Annotated in this window: 21 protein-coding genes; 20 read left to right on the forward strand and 1 reads right to left on the reverse strand. The window is 30.8% G+C overall.

The window, feature by feature from the left end; all coding sequences use genetic code 11:
* Positions 1-10 precede the first annotated feature (10 nt).
* The 14 genes from rplF to bhDAH_RS02550 all read left to right on the forward strand — a co-directional run bounded on the left by rplF (position 11) and on the right by bhDAH_RS02550 (position 9,037).
* Positions 11-553 carry a 50S ribosomal protein L6 gene (rplF, locus tag bhDAH_RS02485; protein ID WP_012422255.1) on the forward strand — a complete coding sequence of 181 codons (543 nt, stop codon included), beginning with the start codon at positions 11-13 and terminating at the stop codon, positions 551-553.
* Positions 554-570: 17 nt separating this feature from the next.
* Positions 571-930 (forward strand): 50S ribosomal protein L18, encoded by a 360-nt coding sequence (gene rplR, locus bhDAH_RS02490; RefSeq protein WP_012422256.1) that lies wholly within the window; start codon positions 571-573, stop codon positions 928-930.
* 11 nt (positions 931-941) lie between these two features.
* A complete protein-coding gene (rpsE, locus tag bhDAH_RS02495) occupies positions 942-1,436 on the forward strand; it encodes a 30S ribosomal protein S5 (RefSeq protein WP_012422257.1) in 495 nt (164 codons plus the stop codon).
* A 3-nt stretch (positions 1,437-1,439) separates the two neighbouring features.
* Positions 1,440-1,751: a 50S ribosomal protein L30 gene (rpmD, locus tag bhDAH_RS02500; protein WP_012422258.1), complete on the forward strand. Its 312-nt coding sequence runs from the start codon at positions 1,440-1,442 to the stop codon at positions 1,749-1,751.
* Positions 1,744-2,181, forward strand: coding sequence for a 50S ribosomal protein L15 (gene rplO / locus bhDAH_RS02505; RefSeq protein ID WP_012422259.1), 438 nt, complete (start codon positions 1,744-1,746; stop codon positions 2,179-2,181). The genes rpmD and rplO overlap by 8 nt, the downstream gene beginning before the upstream one ends.
* A 12-nt stretch (positions 2,182-2,193) precedes the next feature.
* Positions 2,194-3,498 (forward strand): preprotein translocase subunit SecY, encoded by a 1,305-nt coding sequence (gene secY, locus bhDAH_RS02510; protein ID WP_012422260.1) that lies wholly within the window; start codon positions 2,194-2,196, stop codon positions 3,496-3,498.
* Between the two features lie 9 nt (positions 3,499-3,507).
* The gene (gene rpmJ / locus bhDAH_RS02515) at positions 3,508-3,621 is read left to right on the forward strand and encodes a 50S ribosomal protein L36 (protein ID WP_002557090.1); all 114 of its coding nucleotides are present in this window, start codon (positions 3,508-3,510) and stop codon (positions 3,619-3,621) included.
* 9 nt (positions 3,622-3,630) lie between these two features.
* The gene (gene rpsM, locus bhDAH_RS02520) at positions 3,631-4,008 is read left to right on the forward strand and encodes a 30S ribosomal protein S13 (RefSeq protein WP_012422261.1); all 378 of its coding nucleotides are present in this window, start codon (positions 3,631-3,633) and stop codon (positions 4,006-4,008) included.
* Positions 4,009-4,038: 30 nt separating this feature from the next.
* Complete coding sequence (gene rpsK / locus bhDAH_RS02525; protein ID WP_012422262.1) at positions 4,039-4,428, forward strand: 30S ribosomal protein S11; 390 nt, start codon at positions 4,039-4,041, stop codon at positions 4,426-4,428.
* Between the two features lie 15 nt (positions 4,429-4,443).
* A complete protein-coding gene (locus tag bhDAH_RS02530; RefSeq protein WP_043924449.1) occupies positions 4,444-5,475 on the forward strand; it encodes a DNA-directed RNA polymerase subunit alpha in 1,032 nt (343 codons plus the stop codon).
* 18 nt (positions 5,476-5,493) lie between these two features.
* A complete protein-coding gene (rplQ, locus tag bhDAH_RS02535) occupies positions 5,494-5,865 on the forward strand; it encodes a 50S ribosomal protein L17 (protein WP_012422264.1) in 372 nt (123 codons plus the stop codon).
* A gap of 77 nt (positions 5,866-5,942) precedes the next feature.
* Positions 5,943-7,484, forward strand: a complete 1,542-nt coding sequence (gene rny / locus bhDAH_RS02540; RefSeq protein ID WP_012422265.1) for a ribonuclease Y — start codon at positions 5,943-5,945, stop codon at positions 7,482-7,484.
* A complete protein-coding gene (locus tag bhDAH_RS02545) occupies positions 7,474-8,265 on the forward strand; it encodes a TIGR00282 family metallophosphoesterase (protein WP_043924450.1) in 792 nt (263 codons plus the stop codon). Before rny ends, bhDAH_RS02545 begins: the two co-directional genes overlap by 11 nt.
* Positions 8,246-9,037 carry a TlyA family RNA methyltransferase gene (locus tag bhDAH_RS02550; protein WP_012422267.1) on the forward strand — a complete coding sequence of 264 codons (792 nt, stop codon included), beginning with the start codon at positions 8,246-8,248 and terminating at the stop codon, positions 9,035-9,037. The genes bhDAH_RS02545 and bhDAH_RS02550 overlap by 20 nt, the downstream gene beginning before the upstream one ends.
* On the opposite strand, the gene bhDAH_RS02555 is transcribed toward bhDAH_RS02550, so the two are convergent.
* Positions 9,034-9,792, reverse strand: a complete 759-nt coding sequence (locus tag bhDAH_RS02555) for a GerMN domain-containing protein (protein ID WP_012422268.1) — start codon at positions 9,790-9,792, stop codon at positions 9,034-9,036. The genes bhDAH_RS02550 and bhDAH_RS02555 overlap by 4 nt on opposite strands.
* Positions 9,793-9,878: 86 nt before the next feature.
* On the opposite strand from bhDAH_RS02555, the gene der reads away from it, so the two are divergent.
* Genes der through pheT form a run of 6 tightly spaced genes read left to right on the forward strand, consistent with a single transcriptional unit; the run spans position 9,879 to position 23,586 of the window.
* A complete protein-coding gene (der, locus tag bhDAH_RS02560) occupies positions 9,879-11,195 on the forward strand; it encodes a ribosome biogenesis GTPase Der (RefSeq protein ID WP_012422269.1) in 1,317 nt (438 codons plus the stop codon).
* Positions 11,192-12,445 carry a hypothetical protein gene (locus bhDAH_RS02565; RefSeq protein ID WP_012422270.1) on the forward strand — a complete coding sequence of 418 codons (1,254 nt, stop codon included), beginning with the start codon at positions 11,192-11,194 and terminating at the stop codon, positions 12,443-12,445. Before der ends, bhDAH_RS02565 begins: the two co-directional genes overlap by 4 nt.
* A gap of 5 nt (positions 12,446-12,450) precedes the next feature.
* Positions 12,451-13,137 carry an HAD family hydrolase gene (locus tag bhDAH_RS02570; protein WP_012422271.1) on the forward strand — a complete coding sequence of 229 codons (687 nt, stop codon included), beginning with the start codon at positions 12,451-12,453 and terminating at the stop codon, positions 13,135-13,137.
* 18 nt (positions 13,138-13,155) lie between these two features.
* On the forward strand, positions 13,156-20,340 hold the full coding sequence (locus bhDAH_RS02575; RefSeq protein ID WP_043924451.1) for a SpiroCoCo family coiled-coil protein: 7,185 nt from the start codon (positions 13,156-13,158) through the stop codon (positions 20,338-20,340).
* Positions 20,341-20,351: 11 nt separating this feature from the next.
* On the forward strand, positions 20,352-21,899 hold the full coding sequence (gene pheS, locus bhDAH_RS02580) for a phenylalanine--tRNA ligase subunit alpha (protein WP_012422273.1): 1,548 nt from the start codon (positions 20,352-20,354) through the stop codon (positions 21,897-21,899).
* Positions 21,892-23,586 carry a phenylalanine--tRNA ligase subunit beta gene (gene pheT / locus bhDAH_RS02585; protein WP_012422274.1) on the forward strand — a complete coding sequence of 565 codons (1,695 nt, stop codon included), beginning with the start codon at positions 21,892-21,894 and terminating at the stop codon, positions 23,584-23,586. The genes pheS and pheT overlap by 8 nt, the downstream gene beginning before the upstream one ends.
* Positions 23,587-23,606 lie beyond the last annotated feature (20 nt).

The following is a 23,606-nucleotide window of genomic DNA, read 5'->3' on the forward strand; positions in this document are numbered from 1 at the left end:
TAGGTAAATTATGTCACGTATTGGTAAACTTCCTATAAAGATAGTTGATTCTGTGAAAGTTGACATTAATGACAACATAGTAACAGTTGAGGGTAAGAGAGGCAAATTAAGCCAAGAAATAAATAGTAGAATTCGGGTTAGAGTTGAGGATAGTAATATTATTGTTGAGCGTTCTTTGGACGATAAACAGACAAGAGCTTTTCATGGGCTTTATAGAAGTTTAATTTTTAATATGGTTAAGGGAGTATCTGATGGATTTTCAAAATCTCTCACTATTAATGGTATAGGGTATAGGGTTGAGCAACAAGGAACGAGTCTTTTCTTTAACTTGGGATATTCAACTCAATTTGAGTATGTAATTCCTGAAGGAGTTAATATTCGACTTGAGGGTAATACCAAAATTGCTGTTGAGGGTATAGATAAGTGCAGAGTTGGACAGGTTGCTGCTGAGATTAGAAGTTTAAGGGTTCCAGAGCCATATAAGGGCAAAGGAATTAGATATGATAATGAAGTAAGCAGACGAAAAGTAGGAAAATCGGGAGTAAAAAAATAGGTTTTAGGTGAGTATTTATGAAAAAAGTAAAAGAAGCTGAAAAAAGAAATATAAAACGTAAGAAGAGAATAAGAGATAGAATTGGATTTGGTGTTGCAGATAGGCCTAGGGTTACAGTTTTTAAATCCAATAAATATTTTTATGTTCAAGTTATTGATGATATGGCTGGCCATACTCTTGCAAGCGTTTCTACCATTGAGAAGGATCTTAAGTTGAACAAAAATATTGATGATGTAAAGAAACTAGGTGAAGTTCTTGCAAAGAGACTTAAAGATAAGAACATAAGTAGGCTTATTTTTGATAGAAATGGTTATAAATATCACGGCCTTATTGCAAGTTTTGCAACTTCTTTGCGTGAAGCCGGTATTGATGTTTAGGGGGAATTATAGTGGAAGCTCAAGTTCATAAGAAGCAAATAGAGAAATTAATATCATTAAATAGAGTTACTAAGGTTGTAAAGGGTGGGAGAAGGTTTTCTTTTTCTGCTTTTATGGTTGTTGGTGATGGTGAGGGTCATGTTGGCTGGGGATTTGGCAAGGCTAATGATGCTAGTGATGCAATAAAGAAGAGTTTAACTAATGCTAGGAAAAACTTAAGATCTGTTCCTATTAAAAGGGGTACTCTTCCTAATATGGTCATTGGGGATTTTAAAAAAGCCAAAGTTTTAATTAAACCAGCAACTCAAGGTACTGGTATTATTGCAGGTGGACCTGTTCGTGCTGTCATGGAAGCATTGGGAGTCCATGATATTTTAAGTAAATCTCTTGGGTCAAATAATTCTATGAATGTGGTAAAGGCGACTTTTAAAGCATTTGACTTAGTTTTGGATGCTAGAAAGGTAGCAGCGATAAGAGGTAAAACTTTAAGGACTTTATGGAGTTAGTTTATGATTAAGAGAAAATTACGACTTCAGCTTAAAAAGATTAGATTTAAAGCATCAAGATCTAGAGCTAAGAATAGAGCTTTTATTCAGAAGATGGCAATAAATAGAGAAATTCTTGCTAAGAGTGACATTAAGGTCGAAGTTGAGCTTAAGAGAAGTCTTATTGGAAAATTAGATAGTAAGGTTAAGACATTGAAAGCTTTGGGTCTTAAGAGAATAGGAGATAGAAAAATTCATGTTTTAAATAAGTCTCTTCAAGGGATGCTTAATAGTGTAATTAGTATGGTTTTATTAAGTGAGGTAAAAAATGGTTAAGCTAAGGAGACCTTCAGGGGCTAATAAGTCTCGAAAAATTGTTGGTAGGGGTCCAGGTTCTGGTCTTGGAAAAACCTCTGGTAGAGGACAAAAGGGACAAAAAGCTAGAAATAGTTCACCAAGGATTGGTTTTGAAGGGGGACAAACCCCTCTTTATAGAAGACTTCCAAGAAGAGGTTTTTCCAATCATGATTATAAGGTGAAGTATGAGATTGTGGGACTTGGGGACATAGATAGAAAATTTGAAACTGGAGATTTAGTAAATTATAGTACTTTGTTAGAAAAAGGGCTTGTAGGCAAGAATAAGAAAAAGATCAAGATTTTGGCTAATGGCGGGCTTACTAAGAAGGTGAATTTTGAAGTTACTCGTATTTCAAAGTCTGCTGAAGAATTGGCAACAAAAATTGGTTGCAGTATTAAATTACTTTAGAATGGTAGTGAAATGAAGGGTTTGTTTTTTAATTTATTTTCAATTAAGGATTTAAGGAGCAAATTTTTATTTACTCTATTTATTCTTTTTATTTTTAGAGTGGGTTCTTACTTGCCAATACCAGGAGTAGATCCTGTGGCTCTTAGAAGTTATTTTAAATCTCAGTCAGATTTTTCAATTACTAATTATTTTGATTTTTTTTCAGGTGGTGCTTTTAGTAATTTTTCTATATTTATGCTTAGCATAGGTCCTTATATTTCAGCATCAATTATTATTCAACTTCTTGTTTATTCTTTTCCTTCTCTTAAAAAGATGCAAGAAGGGGATAATGGAAGGAAAAAAATCAAAAAATACACAAAATATCTAACGATTGTTGCGGCAGTAGCCCAAGGATATGCTACTAGTCTTTATGCTAAAAGTATTCCAGGAGCGCTTAATATACCTTTTTATAGATACATTTTCATTGCTATTTTAACAGTTACAACAGGTACTTTTGTTCTTTTATGGCTTGGTGAGCAAATTAATCAGAGAGGAATTGGGAATGGTGTATCTTTAATAATCTTTTCAGGAATAGTAGTTAGACTTCAAGCAGCTTTATTTAATCTTTTTCAAAGCATGAGAGATCCATTGCAAAATATTAATCCTGTCTTTGTGATATTAGTGCTAGGTGTTTTTATTTTAGTTGTGATATTAATCATATATGAGTATAAGGCACAAAGACGAATTGCTATTCATTATGCTAGAGCAAACTCCAGGAATACAGTTAGTTCGTATTTGCCAATCAAGCTTAACCCGTCAGGTGTTTTACCTGTTATTTTTGCATCTGTGCTTATTACCTTGCCTTTGCAAATTTTGAGTGGATTTGCTGGAACTTCTGCTCTATCAAGGCAAATTTTATCTTATTTAAGACCCAATGGGCTTTATTATACTTTATTGAATGTAGTTTTAATAATAGGATTTACCTATTTTTATTCAAAGATACAATTAAGCCCAAAAGATATAAGTAATAATATTCGAAAAAATGGGGGAACTATTCCGGGTATAAAGGCAGATGAGATGGAGGGCTATTTGGATAAAATTATGAATAGAACATTATTTTCAGGCTCTATCTTTCTGTCTATTATTGCAATTATTCCGTTTTTAGTGCAAAATATTTTTAGATTTCCTTATGATGTCTCAAGGATTATGGGTAGTTCTTCACTGCTTATTATGGTAGGAGTAGCTCTTGATACATTAATTCAGATTGATGCATATTTAAAGACTCAAGGATTGTCTCGTGGAACTGGTAAAAAGTATGCTTTTTTGCAGAAAATTTAGGAGTAATTTATGAAAGTTAGGGTAAGCGTAAAGCCAATTTGTGAAAAGTGTAAAGTAATAAAGAGAAAAGGTGTTTTAAGAATTATTTGTGATAATCTTAAACACAAACAAAGACAAAAATAAGGGGAAAAAATGGCTAGAATAGCAGGAATAGATTTGCCAAATAACAAACAACTTCAGATCGCTCTTACGTCTATTTATGGCATAGGAAGAGCTAGGGCTTTAGAAATTTGCGAAAAAACGGGTGTTTTGCCAGATAAAAGAGCTAAAGAGTTGGATAATGATGAAGTTAATAAGCTTAGAAAAATAATTGAGAGTGATTATGTTGTTGAGGGGAAGCTTAGAAGTGAGTTAGCTATGTCTATTAAAAGGCTTATGGATATTGCATGTTATAGAGGGCTTAGACATAGGAAAGGTTTACCCTTAAGGGGGCAGAGAACTAAAACTAATGCAAGAACTAGGAAGGGAAAGAGAAAAACTGTAGCTAATAAAAAGATGGCTTCTAAATAAAGTTGTTTTGCTTATGTAGGAGGGAGAAGCTTGAGTGCAAAAGTATCAACTAATAAAAAAAAGGTAAAAAGAAGTATTGGCGAAGGCAATGTTTATATACAGGCTACTTTTAATAATACAATCGTGACTGTATCAGACATAAGGGGAAATACTTTAGCTTGGGCAAGTGCAGGTGGAATGGGCTTTAAGGGTGCTAAAAAATCAACCCCTTATGCTGCTCAGATGACTGCAGAAGCAGCTTTAGGCAAGGTTAAGGATTTTGGTATTAATTATGTTCATGTTTTTGTTAAAGGTCCAGGAATTGGTAGAGAGTCTGCCATACGAGCTGTTGGATCAACAGGTATCATTGTTAAATCAATCTCAGATGTTACCCCAATACCGCATAATGGGTGTAGGCCTAAGAAAACTAGACGAGTTTAGTTAGAGGAGCTATTGATGTCTTTAGGAAAACTTTTAAAAGATTTTACTATACCTGATAGGATTGAATTTTTAAGAGGGGAGGATGATGGCTCTTATGGGAAGTTTATAATATATCCTTTTGAGAAAGGTTTTGGTGTTACTATTGGTAACACTTTAAGGCGCGTCTTGCTGTCTTCTATTGAAGGATATGCTATTTCTGCTATGAGAATTCAGTCTAATCAAGGTGGATCTTTAAAGATCGTTTCAAGTGAATTTGATTTAATACCTGGTGTTGTAGAAGATACTCTTGAAGTAATTGCTAATATTAAAAATATTCATTTAAAGTTAGATGAGGGAGTTAAGAGTGCAACAATAAGTGTTTCTGTTAATGGGAAAGATACTAATGTCTTAAAGGCAGTTCATCTTGAAAGAGAAGGTGTTGAGGTTTGTAATAAAGATTTAGTTATTGCTACACTTTCAAGTGAAGCGAATTTGGATTTTGAATTTCAAGTTGATTATGGAAGAGGGTATGTTTCTTCTGAACATAATGCTAAGTATTTAGAAGAAGTTAATACCATTGCACTTGATTCTATATTCTCCCCAATAGAAAAGGTTACATATTCTGTTGAAGATACTAGAGTTGGACAGAGATCTGATTATGATAAGCTTGTTATGGAGATTTGGACAACAGGTGTAATTAGTGCTAAGGATGCAATTAAAAAGGCGGCGTCTATAGTAAGGGAGTTTTTACTTCCATTGGTTAATTTTGAAGATAAAGTTGTACATTCTGTTGATGATTCTGAATTTAGAGATTCCGATATACTTAACATGAATATTGAGAAATTGAATTTGTCTGTTAGATCTCTTAATTGTTTAACCAAGGAAAATGTTAAGACTTTAGGAGAGCTTATTAGCAAGAGTGCAGAGGAACTTTCAAAGGCAAGAAACTTTGGAAAGAAAAGTTTAGAGGAAATAGTTGAAAAACTTAGTGTTTATGGATTGTTTTTGGGAATGTCTAAGACAGAAGCTCTAAAAATATTGAATAAAAACGATAAAATATCTCATTAGAAGGGAGACCATTTTTATATGAAGACTAAGGTAGGATTTAATAGGTTAAATAGAAAGTCAAGTCATAGAAAGGCGCTTTTAAAAAATATGGTAATTTCTCTTTTTAAGCATGAAAAAATAACTTCTACTAAGGCAAAGTTAAGTGAAGTTAAGAGATTTGCTGAGAAGTTAATTACAAGAGCTAAAATTGATAGCGTGCATAATAGGAGAGAAGTGTCAAAATTTATACATGATAAATTTATTCTTAATAAATTATTTACTAAAATTTCCCCTATCTTTAAAGAAAGAAAGGGTGGTTATGTTAGGGTTATTAAGCTAGGACGAAGGTATGGAGATGCAGCTGAGATGGCAATTCTTGAACTAGTTGATAAAACCTTAGAAGAAAAGTAATAGTCTTACATATTAAATATGTCCTTCTTCTAAAGGATTTATATTTAATTGGTTTGGTGGAATAGGGGGTAAATTGTATGTCATATATTACTTTTTCTTCTATTCTTGCTGGTATTTTAGGTATTGTATTAGGTTTTGTAATAAGAATTATTTTAGGTAGATTTTCTTTATTAAATTTAGATAAAAAGCTAAAGAAGGTACAAGAAGAGGCAATCTTAGAGATAGAAAATGAAAGAAAACGAGTTATTTCGCATACAAAAGCCCAAATGCTTAAAGAGAAGAATCAGCAAGATAGGGAAATAAGAGAACGAAAAAATGAAGTTTTTAATTTAGAGAGAAGATTATTACAAAGAGAAGAGACTTTAGATAAGAGAATATCAGCTCTTGATAAGCAGCAGAGTAGGATTGATTTTAAGCTTAAAGAATTTGAGCAAAAAGAAAAAATTATACGAGATAAGGAATTATCTCTTGTTAAAAAGTTAGAAAATATTGCTGGTCTTACAAAAGAAGAAGCAAGAAAGATTGTAATTGAAAGAGTTGAAAATGAATCTAAAAGAGATGCTCAGATTATTATTAATAAAAGTGAGCAAGAGGCTCAACTTTTAGCAGATAAGGTAGCTAAAGATATATTGGTCTCTACTATGCAACGCATAGTAACAGAGGTCAGCTCTGAGTTTACAGTTACTGCTGTTGAACTGCCTAATGATGAGATGAAAGGTAGAATCATCGGCAAAGAAGGACGTAATATTAGGGTTCTTGAGACATTAATAGGTGCAGATATTATTATTGATGATACTCCTGAGGCTGTTGTTATATCTTGTTTTGATCCAGTAAGAAAAGAAATAGCTAAAAGGACCCTTGAAAGACTTGTTGCAGACGGGAGAATTCATCCTGCAAGAATTGAAGAGATTGTTTATAGTGTTACTAATGAGATCAATAATATTATTCTTGAGGAAGGCGAGAAGGCAGTATTTGATTTAAATATACATGGATTTGATAAAAGACTGATTAGAGGTCTTGGAAGACTTTACTTTAGAAGCAGTTATGGTCAGAACGTTTTAAGTCATTCAAAAGAAACAGCAATAATCGGAGAAATTTTAGCTAAAGAGATGAAATTAGATCCTGTTGTTGTTAAAAGGGCATGTCTTTTACATGATATTGGAAAGGGCATGGAGAGTATTTCTGAGAATAGTGAGGGACATGCTATTACAGGTGCTGAGCTTGCTCAGAGTTGTGGGGAGAGCGATATTGTCGTTAATGCTATTGCTGCACATCATAATGAAATAAAGCCTGAAAGTTTTGAGGCTATCATTGTCCAAATAGCTGATGCTATTTCCGCATCTCGTCCTGGTGCAAGACGTGAGAGTTTAAATAATTACATAAGTAGACTTAAGAGACTTGAAGAGATTGCGTATGGATTTGAGGGCGTCCAAAAATGTTATGCAATTCAGGCGGGTCGTGAAGTTAGAATAATTGTTGATAATTTATTGGTTAATGATGAGAAAGCTACTATGCTTGCAAGAGATATTGCAAAAAAGATAGAAGTTGAGATGAGGTATCCTGGCAAAATAAAAGTTACTATTATTCGTGAGACTAGAGTTATTGAGTATGCAAGATAATGATGTTATTAGAGCTTTGATAATTGGAGATATCATAGGTGATGGGGGACTTAAAAAGATTTTTTTTAATCTTAAGAGTCTTAAAGAGAAGTACAATATAGATTTGGCAATTGTTAACGGAGAGAATTCCTCAGGTGGCTTTGGAATTACTCCGGAGATAGCGGAAAATCTTTTTAAGGCAGGTGTAAATGTTATTACTACAGGTAATCATGTTTATGCAGAAAGTAGTATAAGAGAATATTTGGATAAACAAGAGTATATTTTAAGGCCAAATAATTTTTCAGATCTACTTGAAGGGCATGGATATTGTATTTTAAATGTTAAGAATGAAAAGGTTGCTGTTATAAACATTCAGGGATTTTTAGGAATGACTTTCATTGTTAAAAATCCTTTTGAAAATATAAAAAAAGTTGTAAACATGATTAGGAATAAGGTTAAGACTATTTTTGTTGATTTTCATGCTGAGAGTAATTATGAGAAAGAAAGCTTTGGGTATTTTTTGAATGGATTGGTAACGGGGGTTGTTGGTACACATACACATATAATGACTCAAGATGAGAGAATTCTAGACAAGGGAACTGCTTATATTAGTGATCTTGGAATGACTGGTAGTTTAAACTCTGTAATAGGATTTAATCCTGAAATTTCTCTTAAAGGATTACTTGAATATGTAGCTTTACGAACAGAAACCGTTGAAGATGATGTAATTATACAGGGAGTTGTTATTACTTCTCATTTAAAGACGGGACGTGCTTTGAAAATTGAAAGAATACAGAAATAGTTTATTAAATGTGCTTTGTAAAACTTATCCAAGTTTAACAAGAGAAGAACTCAGAGTTCTAATTTTGACTGGCAGGGTGTATGTCAATTCTCATAAAGAAAGAAATCCTAAGGTTTTGCTGTTAAGAAATAGTAAAATAGATTTAGTAGAGAATAAATCTAGGCAGTTTGTTTCAAGAGGGGGATTTAAACTTTTTGAATCTTTAGAAACATTTAAAATTACACTTAAAGATAAAATCTGCATTGATGTTGGCGCTTCAACAGGTGGTTTTACGGATTGTCTTTTGCAAGAAGGTGCAAAGTTAGTCTATGCAGTTGATGTTGGATTTAATCAACTCTCTTATAAGTTAAGAGTTGATCCGAGGGTTAGAGTTTTTGAAAAGACTAATATTTTTGATATTCAACAATTTGACATGCAACCTAATTTAGCTGTTATTGATGTCTCTTTTAGATCTGTCGTAAGTATATGTGCAGATTTAATTGATAGACTTTCTGATAGGCTTATCGTTGCTCTTGTTAAGCCTCAATTTGAGCTTAAAGGATTAGATTTAGATATAAAAGATTTTAATGGTGTAGTTGAAAATAGGTATTTAAGTGAGATATTAGAGAAGGTAATTAGAAAATTTTATGATAATAACTTACAAATTAAAAATATTTTAAAACTTACAATCAAGGGACGGAAGGGAAATCAAGAATTTATGTTTTTAGTTGTTAAAGATAGTTCAATAAATCTTGCGCAATCTCTTGCACTTATTGGTGATATTAATTTTTAATATTTTGCGAGTTTTGTGTTATCTAGAATTCCTGAAAAGTTTAAATTTAAATCTTCAAGTATTATTGGATTGTTTTCAATTTTTAAGGTTATTCCATTGATGCCTTGAATTTCAAGACATGTTGAAATAATTTGCTTTATCTGATTGATTGTTCCTTCTACTCCAAAGCTATTTTCATAAAACTCTTTAGATAAATTTATGTGAGCAATTCCATCACTTATACTTAAGTTTAATACTTTGGTATTGATAGGAATTAGACTTAAGAAATTATTTTTAAGTTCATATTCATTCGGACCATTAATTAGTGCTTTTAATGTTTCTTTAAGAATATTTTTATCATATTGAATAGTTCTCTTAATCCCTTGTTTTAAAAAATGTCCCTCAGCAGTTACTTTTATAAAATATAGCTTAACTTCTTTTTTGTTTTTTAAGTGTTTTTGTTCTTGATATTTAAATTCTTCTTCAATCTTCTGTATTTCAGGTGGCTTGATTAAAAAATTTTCATTACTAAGTATTTTTATAGTTTCATTTTTTGTATTATCTAGTCTTGCTTCTATTTTATTAGGTTTTGATTGACTAAATTCAAAATTGTCATTATTGTCAATTTGTTCATTGAATATATTTTTAATTAGTGAATTTTGAATTATGAGTAATAAGCACAGTCCTGTTAGGAATATTGCAAATAATATTAAAAATATATCTATTTGATTAAAGCTACTTTTTTTTCGTTTACTATTCCTTTTTTTCCTTATCAATTAAGCATCCGTTTATAATTGGCATAAAGCTGTAATATTTGATATTATAATAGAAATACCTACATAAAGAAAGAGGCAGGTTAGCTTTGATTAATTCTAAAGTTCAAAATTATAAAAGTGTTCTTATTGCTGGCAGGCCAAACGTTGGAAAGTCTACTTTGTTTAATAAGCTTTTAAGCTCGAATAGGAGTATTACTGATGAGGTTTATGGAGTTACTAGGGATTTAGTAAAAGAGGTTTGCACAGTAGATTCTTATAAGTTTTATTTGATTGATGCTGGTGGATTTACCCTTTTAAGGGATGAACTTAGTAGGATTGTGGTTAATAAAGTTATAAGTTTGCTTGATAGCATTGATTTAATCTTACTTGTTTTAGATGTAAATGAAATGTTATTAGAAGATTATGAGCTTATTGAGAAGTTAAGAAAATATAGCGATAAGATAGTTTTGGTATTAAATAAAATAGATAGTAATCATAAGGAAGTTTTGACTTATGAATTTCAAAAGTTGGGCTTTAAGAAGAGCTTTTTAGTTAGTGCTACTCATGGAAAGGGAATTAATAGCTTAAGAATTTTTTTGAAAAACTCAGTGGGCAAATTGGCAAGTGAGGATAATACTGATGTTAAAATTGGTATTATAGGAAAGCCAAATTCAGGCAAGTCGACTCTTATTAACTTTTTAGCTGGAGATGAGGTTTCAATTGTGTCTCCGATAGCTGGAACTACAAGGGATTTTATTAAAGCAAGATTTCAAAGGAATGGTAAGATATTTGAGCTTATTGATACGGCTGGAATAAGGCGGAGAGCGAGAGTAAATGAACTTGTTGAACATTATTCTGTAAGTAGAGCTTTAAGAGTAATTGATATGGTAGATATTGTCTTTTTGTTAGTTGATGTTAAGGAAGAATTAACGGCTCAAGATAAGAAAATTGCACATTATGCAACTAAACGGGGGAAAGGGATTATTATTGTGTTTACCAAGTGGGATCTTGTAGATTCAAAGAGCGGTTATTTTGAGGCTTTAAAGAGTCGTGTTAAGTTTTTTTTTCCAGTTTTAAGTTTTTCTCCCATATTAAAAATATCTGTTCATAAAAAAGTGGGGTTAGATAATCTTTTTAAAGAAGCAATTAAATTAAAAAAACAACTTGAACTTAAGATGAATACTTCTGATTTGAATAAGATGTTAAGTTTATGGATTAAGGATTATCATTTGAATGCTTCACATAAAGTTAAATATATGACTCAGATTAGTGTTAATCCTGTTAAGTTTATTTTATTTGCGAATAAAATAACTAATTTTCCAAATTCTTATTATAATTATTTAGTAAATAATATTCGTAAAATTGGTTATTATAATATTCCAATTTTAATAGAACTGAGAGAAAAGACAAGAGACTTAAAGTGAGATATATATTTTTATTTTTGATAGTTGGGAATCTAAATCTCTTTGCATTTGAAAATTTTCTCTATGATTTTAGCGTTAGAGCAAATTATGCAAAATATTTTAATTCAAGTAATACTTTTTTTAAGATAAAATCTCAAAAATATTATATTGAAGATAATTATTATGTTGAAGTATCAAATTCAATATTGGGAGATTATGCTTACTATTCTTTTTTTAATCGAAAAAATGGAGTGTCTTACATTTTTCCAGGCTCTTATGTGATTAAAGTTGGAAGATATGGTATTGAACAGGTAAAAATATTTTTCCTTAATAGGGCAGATACTTTTATTAGAATAAAAGCAGGCGATGTTCATTCCAGTGCTGACTTTTATTTAATTAATACTTTAATTTATAAAGATATTAAATTGCCCTTTAAAATTAGTGATATTGCTACTGGTTCTTTTCTAGAAATAGCTAGATATATTAGTGATTTTATTGATTTTGAGCTTTTTAATCCTAAATATCTTGAAGCTTATGATAATATTTATAATATTGTTGAGAGTCTTAGAGCCTTTTTAAAGTCTTCTCCTTTAATGATTGAGATGCATGATGGTGCAATGAATGAACTGGGTGAGATGGTATATATTAAGACAGGTGAGCCTCAAAGAGAACCTGTAGGATTTAATTGTTCTGGATTTGGCAAATGGGTAGCAGATTCAATTTATAGGGCAATGACAGGAAAGCTTTTAAAAATAGAAGATCTTAAAGTTAAGCATATTGGCATTAGAGGTAATAGTTTTACGAAGTACTATGAATTTAGTAGGGATCCATTTTTTGGACTTGATTGGACTCGTAATATTGCCTATAAGCTTAAAAATATTCATGCTGCTCTGGATTTGTCTAGGGTTAAGGAATCGGATGTAAATAGTGTTGGTTTTATTAAATATGTTGAAAATCGTGGATATGAGATTGATAATTTAGAGTTTATTTTGTATTATTTAGCTGTAAAGGAGCCTGGTCATATGTATTTTGGCTCTATTAATACGACAATTAAAGGATTCCCAGGAAAGGTTTTTCATAAACATGTTGTTGTGTTATTTCCATTTATTGATAGAGAATCTATTTTTAGAGTATCTTTAATGGAAATTAATGATGAAACTTCAATTAAATCACTTAGAGGTAGATATCCAAATTCATATATTCATTTAGTTAAGGTTAAAGTTCCAAAGAATGTATCTATAGTGTCAATACCAGGAAGGATAAATAATTAGATATTATGATAAAAGCCGTAGTATTTGATCTTGATGGGACTCTTTATCCTGAAATGGGTATTAATTTAGTAATGTTTCCTGAATTTTTAAAAAATATTAAATTTTTTTTAGCTTTTAAGAAGGTAAGAAAGGAAATAAGAGTTTTACAAAGTGGGAGAAGCGTTCCTTCTAGTAGAGATGAGTTGATTTCTATGCAGGTTGAAATGCTTGCTAATTATCTGGGTTTTAATAAGAATCGGTGTGAATTTTTATTAAATAAAATATATTATGGTGAATCTTTTAGCAATAAATTTAGAAATCTCAAACCGTATTTTGGTGTTCGTGATTTGATTTATTCTCTTAAATCTAAGGGAATAAAATTAGGAGTGATGTCAGATTTTCCGATTGCAACTCGTGTTAGTAATTTGTTAAGAATTGAGGATAGTTTTTGGGATGTTCTTTATTCATCAGAGGATACCGGTTACTTAAAACCAAACAAAATAGCTTTTTTAAGGATTATAGATGAACTGGGTATAGATAGTAATCATATTTTATATGTTGGCAATTCTTATGAATATGATATTTTGGGTGCTAGTGGTGTGCGTATGAGAACAGCTTATCTTTCTAAGAGAAGATTGCTTGAAGATATGAAGTGTGATTTTATTTTTAGTAATTATAAAGACTTGCAAAGATATATACTTTTAAATATATAGAGTGTGGGTAAAATATTTATGATAGATTTTGTAACCATTTTGGTTAATCTTTTATTGGTTTTTGTGATTTTATTTATTTATAGGCAGTATGACAGACGTTCAAGGGCTTTAGAGAAGATTAAAAAATTTATTGATCTTGCTAAGGATAACCTTGAGGATTTTATTGATGAGAAAACAAAAGAGATAAGTAATCTTGCTGTTGATATGGAAGCGTATCAACGTTCTAGTATAGAGATCATAAAAAAAATAGACGAAGTTCAGCAAAAGATTAAAAATAAAAGTAATGATTTTGCAGAAGTTGAAAAAAAAATTGCTTATCATGATTCTATGCTTAAAGATCTAGATGACATGGCTCTTAAAGTGCAAGATAATATACAACGACTTCAAGTGGATGGGAAAATAGTAGATAAACTTTCAAAAACCTTAAAGAATTTTAATACTCAGATTGATTCTATTGATTCTAGATTAAATACAGTTTTTGAAAAATTCGATAAAGCAAATAAGGAAAATCTTGAGGCTATCAAGATTGAGAGTTGGGATAAGTTTGATAACACCATTAAAGATTTTAGTGTGAGAATGGATAACCTGGATAGGGATCTTATGTCTTATCAAGAATCTTTAGTAATGATTGAAGAGAAAAAGAGAGAAATTTTAGATAAGGGTAATGAAAAGCTTGAGAATGAGTTTAAGGAGTTTTTGTTTAAAATTGAATCTAGCATAGATAATTATGATAAATCAATGGAAGATTCTTTTAATATATATGCAACTAAATATAAATCAATAGAAAATTCTCTTGATCTTATTGTAGAACAAGCTAAGACTAAAATTAATGATAAAGAAGATTTTATTTTAACTAGATTAAATGAGGAGCTACAGATAAAATTTGATGAAGTCTTTATGTATGTCGATGAGCGCTCTAATCAGATAAGAGATAAACTTGAAGGCAAATTGGTATTAATTGATAATGAAATTTCTTCTCTGGGTTCTGTTTTTAAAGACAATACCTATTCTAGGCTGAATTCTCTTGAAGAGACTATAAGACAAGAGATGAGGCAGTATGAAGAGCAATTTGCAGATATTTTGGAGCAGTTTAGGGTTCAAATTGAATCTAATGTTGGTGATATTTATAGAGAATATGATAGTAGGATAAATCAATTTGATAAGGGCATAAGAGAGAGGATAGAGAGTAGCTTAAAGGATGCTAATTCTAAGATAGAGGGTGTTCAAGGTAGTGTTAAGACGTTGCTTGATGATCTTGAAGATGATTCTAATAGGATATATGTTGAATTTAAGGAAAAAGTTAAAGGGGATATTAATAGTTTTAGCGAGAATGTATTTTCAAGGATGAGTGATATTGGAAATGAATTGGAATTGAGACTTTCACATATAAGCACAGATATTCATGATAGGATTTCCAAGTTGGATGGTAACTTATATTCACAGCTTAAAGAAATGAATGAAAGGTTTGTTAATGATTATTCATGTTTAGATGGTAGCATTAGTTCAAAGTATGAAACTTTATTAGAAGCTTTGAATTTAAAAAGTAGTGAATTAGAAACCCAACTGGAGAGCAAGTACAAGAATGTTGCAGATAAGTTTGAGAGTGATATTGATAATTTTGCTATTAAATGTGATGAAAAGTTTAGCAAGATCTCTGAAAAATCAGATTATGATTATCAAAATTTTGAAATTACTAGTAAAAAGATAAAGGAAGGTATAGGGTCTTTAAATGATTTATTAGTGCAAGACTTTGAGACTTTAAGAAGAGATTTCGAATCCAAGTTGAGTGGCATAAGCGCTGATATTAATGATGAAGTATCTAATTTAAAGAGTCATTATGGAGAGGATATAGGTAAATTTATTAGGCAAATGGAAGCTAACAAATTGCAACATGAACATTGGCAAAGGGAAGTAGGTTTAAATTTAGAGGATATTAAATTCCATTTAAATAAAACTAATGAAGAATTTTTAAATTTGATTGAAACTCAAAGGACTAAGGGAAAAGAACTTAGTGAGAATATTTTCAATGAACTCTCAGGACATATTCAAAAAAAAGCAATGGATATGCATACTAATTGGAAAGATGAGCTTATTGTTTTAAACAAATCTTTACTCGATATTAAGATTTCGAGTGAAGAATTACTCTTATCAGCTTCTTCAAAGATCGAGTCTTTTGAAAAAGATATTAATGAGAGACTTGAATATGTCTCGTCAAAGACGGAAGATTTTGAAAGTTCAGTATTAGATAAATATAAAGAATTAAGAGATATGTCATATAAGAACAGTGAAGAGACTTTATCAGGGATTAAGGAATTTATTGATGATCAAGCCGAAATAATTCACGACAAAATTATTATGATGCTTAATGGACTTAATGATGACTTTTCTAATAAAGAAGAATTAATTAAAGGCAAGGTAGAAGAACTTGATTATAGACTTAAAGATTTCAAAGTTGAATGCGAAGATGTTTTAAATAATCTTAGATCAGACCTTGATGGATTTATTGAATCTAGGATGCAAAAAGTCTCTGAAATTAAAGTGGATAATCAGAGGCAGATAGATACTTTTTTAAGTCGAATATCGGAAGACATTTTAAGTAAAAGAGATATGCTTAATAGTGAAATAGATAATAAGCTTAATGATTGGCAAGGTAAGTTAAGTGAGATATCAGTTAATATTGAGAACATATTATCATCAGGAAAGATTGATATAAATGCAATTGATTCTGAGATGACTTTAAAGATCAAGGATCTTAAGACTACTTTTGAAGGGCTTGAGAGTTATTATCTTGAAAAAATAGATGAATTTAGAAATCAAGGGAATGTATATGCAGATGAACTTCTGAAAAACATTATGAATCATTTTGATGCAGATACTAAAGAGCTTGAGGAAAGTTTATCTAAGAAATTTGCTACAGTTTTAGAAAGGTCAGAAGAGTTTGTTAAGGAAGTTGATAGTTTGCTTAAGGATAAAAGGACAGATATTTCTTCATTCCAGGCAAGTATTGATATTACCATTGATTCTCTTAATTCAAGATTCTCTGATTTAAATAGAGAAATTAATGAAAAATATAGTAAAGTAATATCTGATTCTAGAGGATATTCAGAAACACTTGCAAATAAATTAGAAAGTGAGATAGGATATGAGATTGAAAATGTAAATAGAAGGCTAACAGATAAAATAGATATTCTTAACAGGAATATGGATGAAAATTTAGAGAAGTTTAAATCATCTTTTGATGTATCAAAGTATCAAGTTGAAAATTTTGAAATCAAAATTAAGAACATAATAGAGCACGAGGAACTAAGAATTGGCGAATTCTTTAGAGAAATTGAGCATCAGTATAAAATTAGACGAGAAGAGGCAATTGATTACAAGAAAACCATAGATAGCGATATTCTTCAGTTAAGAGAACAGTTTATAGGAGTAATTAATGAGCTTAAGAATAATATTGAGGATAAATCTGAATTTTTAAATGAGCTTTATAAAGAAAGATTTAAGATTATTGAAAATAATTTCGAAGAGAGATATTCAACATTTTTCATTGAGAGCGAAGGGGCTATTTCAAAGATTAGAGATGAAATATATAAGATACTTACAGATAATGATGAGCACTTGAGGGCAAAAATTTCTGAGATGGATCGTAATTTCGAGATAATCGAGGAAAGGTCAAAAGAAATTTTAGAACTTGAGGAAGGTTTAAGACAGAAAATACAAGAGGATAGTAATAACATATATAATCAATTTGATGCCATTAAGTCTGGTATTGAAAAAGAAATGAAATCCCAATTTGATATGTATATGATGAGAGCTACTGCTGCAATTGATGAAGAGATTGAAAAGTATGAGCATGGGATTAATGAGAAGATATCTGCTATTAAGTCAATTGAAAATCATTTTGAGATGATAGAGAAAGATTTAAAGGATAAAATTAGTGGATATCATAATGAATTAGATAAAACTCTTGCTTTGAAATATGCTGAGCTTGAAGATAAGTATGATGAGAAGTATTTGTTTGTAGAGAAGAAGATAGATGATAAGACTACTTCAATTGATGGTCTTATTGCAAGCAAATATGCTGAGCTTGAAGATAAGTATGATGAGAAGTATTTGCTTGTAGAGAAGAAGATAGATGATAAGACTACTTCGATTGATGGTCTTATTGCAAGCAAATATGCTGCGCTTGAAGATAAGTATGATGAGAAGTATTTGCTTGTAGAGAAGAAGATAGATGATAAGACTACTTCAATTGATAGTCTTATTGCAAGCAAATATGCTGCGCTTGAAGATAAGTATGATGAGAAGTGTTTGCTTGTAGAGAAGAAGATAGATGATAAGACTAATGCAGTTGATGGTCTTATTGCAAGCAAATATGTTGAGCTTGAAGATAAGTATGATGAGAAGTATTTGTTTGTAGAGAAGAAGATAGATGATAAGACTACTTCAATTGATGGTCTTATTGCAAGCAAATATGCTGCGCTTGAAGATAAGTATGATGAGAAGTGTTTGCTTGTAGAGAAGAAGATAGATGATAAGACTACTTCAATTGATGGTCTTATTGCAAGCAAATATGCTGAGCTTGAAGATAAGTATGATGAGAAGTATTTGTTTGTAGAGAAGAAGATAGATGATAAGACTACTTCAATTGATGGTCTTATTGCAAGCAAATATGCTGAGCTTGAAGATAAGTATGATGAGAAGTATTTGCTTGTAGAGAAGAAGATAGATGATAAGACTACTTCGATTGATGGTCTTATTGCAAGCAAATATGCTGATCTTGATATCAAATATTCCGATATGTATCTTGATATGGAAAATAGATTAAATACATGTATTTCTGCTCTAACTGCAAAACTCTCTAGTTCAGGTGAAAGGATGGAGAGAGAGATTAATGAACAATTGCAAAATCTTGGTAAACTTAAGTTAAGCTTGAGTAATGTTGAGGAAGATGTATTAAAACTTAAAGAGGACTCTTATCACAATGTGTCATCTCATCTCAAACTTCTTGAAGAGGACTTTTTTAAAGATTTAAGAGAAAGAAGCGATAATTTAAAAAGTTCTTTGGAAAATTTTGTGGCATCCTCAGATCAAAGAATTGAGAATTTAGAGAGAGATATAATTAAGAGTTTGGAAGAAAAAGAAATCCTTATGAAGAATTTTAAGGTTGAATTCGAACGGGAACTTCTGCTTAATAAAGAAAATTTTTACTTGGAATTTAATAAAGAGTTTGACATCAGAAAAAGAGATGCGGAGAGCAAGATAGTTTCAATGGAAACTAATGTTACCAATCGAATAGATGAGTTTATTCAACTTGTAGACAATCGTCAAGATAATGTTGACTCTTGGTTTTTAAAAGTTAAAGATGATATGACAAATTGGCAAGAGCACACTTATAAAGAATTTGAAGAGAGAGCAGGTATTACAGCTAAAAGTTTAAATGAAATTAAGAGCGATGTTTTGGTTATTGAGAATGGCTTAGAAGTTATTAAAGATAGTGTTAATCAGAGAACAAAAGAAATTTTTGATCGTTTACATGTAGATATTAAGGAATTTGAGAATAGATCTTACCTTAATTTGAAAAATATTTCAGATGAGGTACAGGGTAGAGTTTTAAATATTGAAAATTCCATGGATTCTAAGATTAGTTCTATAAATGAGAAGATAAATTCACATGTTGAAGAGCTTGCAACACAAGTGGAAATTAGGTTTTTAAGTCAGCAAAAAGATATTGAAGATAAAATTCTTGAGGCTAATGAAAAATTAGAATATGAATTCAATTTAATGGCTTCTAGGCTTGAGGAAGAAAAGCAAGACATTGTAAATAGTTTTTTAAATGATAAAGGTGGTGTTGAATCCCAAGTAAAATTGATGCAAGATGATGTTTTAAAGCTTTCTGATAAAGTGAATGAATATAGAGCTAATATTGAGAAAACAATTAGGGAAAATTATGATTCTTTTACCAGCTCTATAAGAGAGGAGTATGTTTCTTTTGAAAATGAACTTAAGCATAGTTTAAGTTATTCAGAAGAAGAGATAAGAACTTTAAGGGATGGCTTGAAGGTTCAAGTTAATAGCATAGAATCTGAGTTTAAGGACAAATATAATTTCATGATTGAAGGTATTGATGAGAATGTGTCACAACTTAAGTTGAAGGTATTAAATTATGATAGTGAGCTTAATCATTTTATAGATGAAGTTAAGGACAATCTAATTGTATACAAGGCTGATTTGAAAGAAGAACTTGATAGTCGCTATGCTGTTATTAGTTCTAAGCTTGAGAATTTCAAGAGACTTGAAGTTGAGTTAGAGAAGAATAACGTACTGATTAAAGAAGTTTATTATTTCAAGGATAAATTAGAAGAATTACGAGAAGCTTTAGCAAATGAAATAAATCTTGTTCAAGGATATAAAGGTGACTTTGAAGGCATTATTAGAGAAATTGGCGATATTAAAGCTAAATCATCAGATATTATTGAAATATTTGATGATTTAAAGATGCATCAAATGGATATTGAGGGAATTAAAAAGGATCTATCTCAATTTCTTGAATTTTACACTTCCTTTAAGGAGAGGTATAAGAAATTTACAGAATCTTATGATGAAATGCAGCTTTACAAAACTAAGTTTAAGGAGATAAAGGAAGAACAAAATAATATTCTGGATAATTATGATAGGATTAGCAATAAAGATAGTTTATTAAAGTCTACATTAGAATCTGTTGATAAAAATTTTGATTTGATAAATGAAATAGAGAGTAGAATGCATGTATTATTTAAAGAGAGTTCTGGGTTTCAGCAGAGTCTTGGTGAGCTTAAAGGTATTATGTCAGAGCTGCTGGTAAATAAAGATTTATCGCAAGAAGTGCTAGATAATGCTCAAACTCTTAAAGAAATGCTAGGGGAAATTGATCGTAAATTGGAACATACTAGAAATATAAGAGAAAAGGTTGCAAAATCTGAAACTCGACTAGAAAATTTAAATATTGCTGCAGAAGAGAGAATTAAAACCCTTGGAATTCTTGTAAAAACAGAGTCTAAATATAAAGATAATGTTGGTCTTAATAACGAAACAGTTAGAGATTCTGTCATTAAGCTTATGAGACAAGGTTGGAGTGCCTTGGAAATTTCAAGAGCTACTAAATTATCTGTTGGAGAGGTTGAGCTTATTTTGGAACTTGGAATTATTAGTAAAAGTGATGATTAAGGGATAGTTTTGTGGAGAATAAATTTGAGGTAGTAAAGACATTACATCCCCTTGAGATAAAAGTGATTTTGAATTATAAAGAGGGAGATGATATTTTTGCTTTAAGGCTTGCTGCAGACTTACTTTATAATGAGGGGCAATCAAATAAAACAATTGAATGGCTTGTTTCTAAAGGTATTCTTAGAGAAACTTTTAGAAAGCTTAATGTGTTTTATCGTCTAACTGAAAAAGGTATTGATGCTTTAGATAATGGTTTAATTGAAGAGAAAATAATCAGTCTTGTATCTAGAAAGACAGTTTTCGTTGCCAATTTGTCATCAGAGTTAGAAATTGATGCTAGAGATGCTGGTAAGGCATTTGGCAATTTATCTAAAGAGGGAGTTTTGTCTTTGGGATTGGGTAAGGAAATTATTGTGAAAGATTTAAATCGTGCTAATTACAAGATAGTTAAAGAATTGCTTGTAAAAGCTAAAGATGGTGATCTCTTAGAAGATGATTTATCCCAAGATGAATTGTTAGTCATTTCTAATTATTCTAAGAAGAAAGGTGCTAGTGATGTGTTATTTAAAGTAATAGAGAAATTAGACTTAAAATTTGAATTTTCTAAGTTTGGATTAGAAGTAAAATCCGAACTTAGAGAGAGTAATTTAACAGGTGATGAGATTGTAAAGTTGACCCCTGAGCTTTTAAAAAATAAAGCTTATGAGAATAAAAATTTTAGGGCTTATAATATTCATGTTTCATCAAGTAAGACCTTTATTGGACGTGCAAATCCTTATTCAGAGTATATTGCTAAAGTTAAGGATAAACTTGTAAGTCTTGGTTTTGAAGAATTTGATGGTCCCTTAGTTGAGAGTGAGTTTTTTAATAATGATGCTCTTTTTATGCCTCAATTTCATCCTGCACGTGATGTGAGAGATGTTTATTATATTAAAGACCCAAGCTCACTTTTATCTTTGCCTGAGCCTTATTTTTCTAATGTTAAGGCTGTTCATGAGAATGGTTACACTACAGGTTCAAGAGGTTGGAGGTATGATTTTAGCGAGAGTATTTCAAAAAGATTAGTGCTTAGAACTCAAGGTACAGTGCTCTCAGCAAAGCAATTAATTAATGCAAAAAATCCTGGCAAATATTTTGGAATTGTTAGGTGTTTTAGATACGATCAAGTTGATGCTACTCATGGAGCTGATTTTTATCAAACAGAAGGAATTGTTATTGGAGATGTTAATATTAAGATTTTACTGGGTCTTCTTGAAATTTTTGCTAAAGAATTGGCAGGTGCTACTGAGGTTAAATATGTTCCTGCTTATTTTCCATTTACAGAGCCTTCAATTGAAGTGCATGTAAAGCATCCTGTGCTTGGTTGGTTTGAATTAGGTGGGAGTGGTATTTTCAGACCAGAGGTTACAAAACCTTTTGGAATTGATGTGCCCGTTATTGCTTGGGGTATTGGTATTGATAGAATGGCTTTAATGCATTTAGGTTTAAGTGATTTAAGGGAGCTTTTTACCCATGATATTGGTGATGTTGTATTAAGGCGGGGAAAAGTAAATGCCTAAAGTTGAAGTTTATAGAAGTATTTTATTAGGAAAGATAGGAAAAGATTTAACGGATTGTGAGCTTGTATCTATTCTTGAAATGGCTAAGGCTGAAATTTGTGAATTTTATACGGGTAATGACAAGATAAAAATTGAATTTAATGATACAAATAGACCCGATTTGTGGTCTTATACAGGACTTGCGCGTCAAATTAAGACATATCTTTTTGGTCAGTTACCTTCGTTTGAGTTTTTTTCAACAGCAGATAATTTGCAAAAATTTTATGGTGAAATTTTGGTCAGTCCTGAAGCATTTAGTATTAGGCCTTTTATTTTTGGATTTTTAGCAAAAGGGATGATTTGTAATGAGCAAATGCTTGAAACTTTAATTCAGTTGCAAGAAAAGCTTTGTCATAATTATGGACAAAAGCGTAAAAGAGTGGCAATGGGAATGTATTCATCAGCTTCTATTGAGTTTCCGGTAAGTTATGTTACATGTAATTCTGATTATAGATTTATTCCTTTAGGTATGGACATTGAAATGTCTATTAAAGAGATCAATAAGAGACATCCTAAGGGAATAGAATATGCATCAATTCTTGAGCATTTTACCGAATATCCTTTATTGTTGGATTATAATGATAAAGTACTCTCTTATCCGCCGGTAATCAATTCTCATGATATTGGAGCTTTAAAGGTAGGTGATACCGATTTGTTTATTGAAGTTACGGGAACTAATCTCGAGGCTACTTTGTTATCTTTATCAGTTGTTGCTTGTGATTTGCATGATATGGGATTTGAAATTTTACCAGTAAAGACTGTTTTTCCTAAGGAGACTCCATTTGGGAAGGAAATCATTTGTCCTTATTATTTTCAAAATACTCTAGAGGTTAGTGTTGAGAGTGTTAATAGGATGTTTGGTAGCAATTTTACAGTAAATGATATGTGTCTTGATTTAAAAAAATTAGGGATATCAGCGTACTTTAAGGAGTTAGATAAGTTTTATATTATTCCTCCTGTTTATAGGAATGATTTTCTTCACGAAGTGGATGTTATTGAAGAAATAATGATAGGTAGGGGATTGGATAGTTTTAAACCAGAGCTTCCCAAAGATTTTACTTTGGGAAAATTAAGTCAGATAGAAGAGTTTTCAAGAAAGATTAAAAATTTAATGATTGGAATGGGATTTCAAGAGATGATTTATAATTATCTAGGTTCTAGGACAGATTTTATTGAGAAGATGAATATTAAGAGTGATGAATTCTTAAGTGTTGCCAATCCAATGACAGAGGGTTATGAGTATGTTAGAGGCTCAATAGTGCCTGATTTACTTAAATCTGAGAGCATTAGTTCAAATTTCCCTTATCCGCATAAGATTTTTGAAATTGGCAAGGTAGCTTTAAAGGATTTAAGTAGTGTTGATGGTACTATGACTTATGATAATTTAGCTTTTTTGATGGCTGATAAGGAGTTTTCATTTAATGAGATTAATTCTTTAGTTTCATCTCTTTTTTATTATTTAAATATTGAATTTAAGTTAAGGGAATCAAGTCAAACTCTTTATATAAATGGTAGGGGAGCTGATATTTTAATCAATGATATCATTTTAGGTAGCTTTGGTGAGGTGTCGCCTTACATATTGAGCAATTTTGGAATTATGGTGCCATGTTGCGTTCTAGAGATTAATCTTAATAAGATTTTACATTAAAAGAAATGCATAAAATTTTT

This window comes from Borrelia hermsii DAH, assembly GCF_023035675.1.
GTDB lineage: Bacteria > Spirochaetota > Spirochaetia > Borreliales > Borreliaceae > Borrelia > Borrelia hermsii.

Coding starts and splice junctions, on each gene's coding strand:
- rpmD (WP_012422258.1), top strand. CDS start 1,440: ATGATTAAGAGAAAATTACGACTTCAGCTTAAAAAGATTAGATTTAAA.
- secY (WP_012422260.1), top strand. CDS start 2,194: ATGAAGGGTTTGTTTTTTAATTTATTTTCAATTAAGGATTTAAGGAGC.
- rpsM (WP_012422261.1), top strand. CDS start 3,631: ATGGCTAGAATAGCAGGAATAGATTTGCCAAATAACAAACAACTTCAG.
- bhDAH_RS02530 (WP_043924449.1), top strand. CDS start 4,444: ATGTCTTTAGGAAAACTTTTAAAAGATTTTACTATACCTGATAGGATT.
- rplF (WP_012422255.1), top strand. CDS start 11: ATGTCACGTATTGGTAAACTTCCTATAAAGATAGTTGATTCTGTGAAA.
- bhDAH_RS02545 (WP_043924450.1), top strand. CDS start 7,474: ATGCAAGATAATGATGTTATTAGAGCTTTGATAATTGGAGATATCATA.
- rplQ (WP_012422264.1), top strand. CDS start 5,494: ATGAAGACTAAGGTAGGATTTAATAGGTTAAATAGAAAGTCAAGTCAT.
- rplO (WP_012422259.1), top strand. CDS start 1,744: ATGGTTAAGCTAAGGAGACCTTCAGGGGCTAATAAGTCTCGAAAAATT.
- bhDAH_RS02575 (WP_043924451.1), top strand. CDS start 13,156: ATGATAGATTTTGTAACCATTTTGGTTAATCTTTTATTGGTTTTTGTG.
- pheT (WP_012422274.1), top strand. CDS start 21,892: ATGCCTAAAGTTGAAGTTTATAGAAGTATTTTATTAGGAAAGATAGGA.
- rny (WP_012422265.1), top strand. CDS start 5,943: ATGTCATATATTACTTTTTCTTCTATTCTTGCTGGTATTTTAGGTATT.
- rpmJ (WP_002557090.1), top strand. CDS start 3,508: ATGAAAGTTAGGGTAAGCGTAAAGCCAATTTGTGAAAAGTGTAAAGTA.
- bhDAH_RS02570 (WP_012422271.1), top strand. CDS start 12,451: ATGATAAAAGCCGTAGTATTTGATCTTGATGGGACTCTTTATCCTGAA.
- rplR (WP_012422256.1), top strand. CDS start 571: ATGAAAAAAGTAAAAGAAGCTGAAAAAAGAAATATAAAACGTAAGAAG.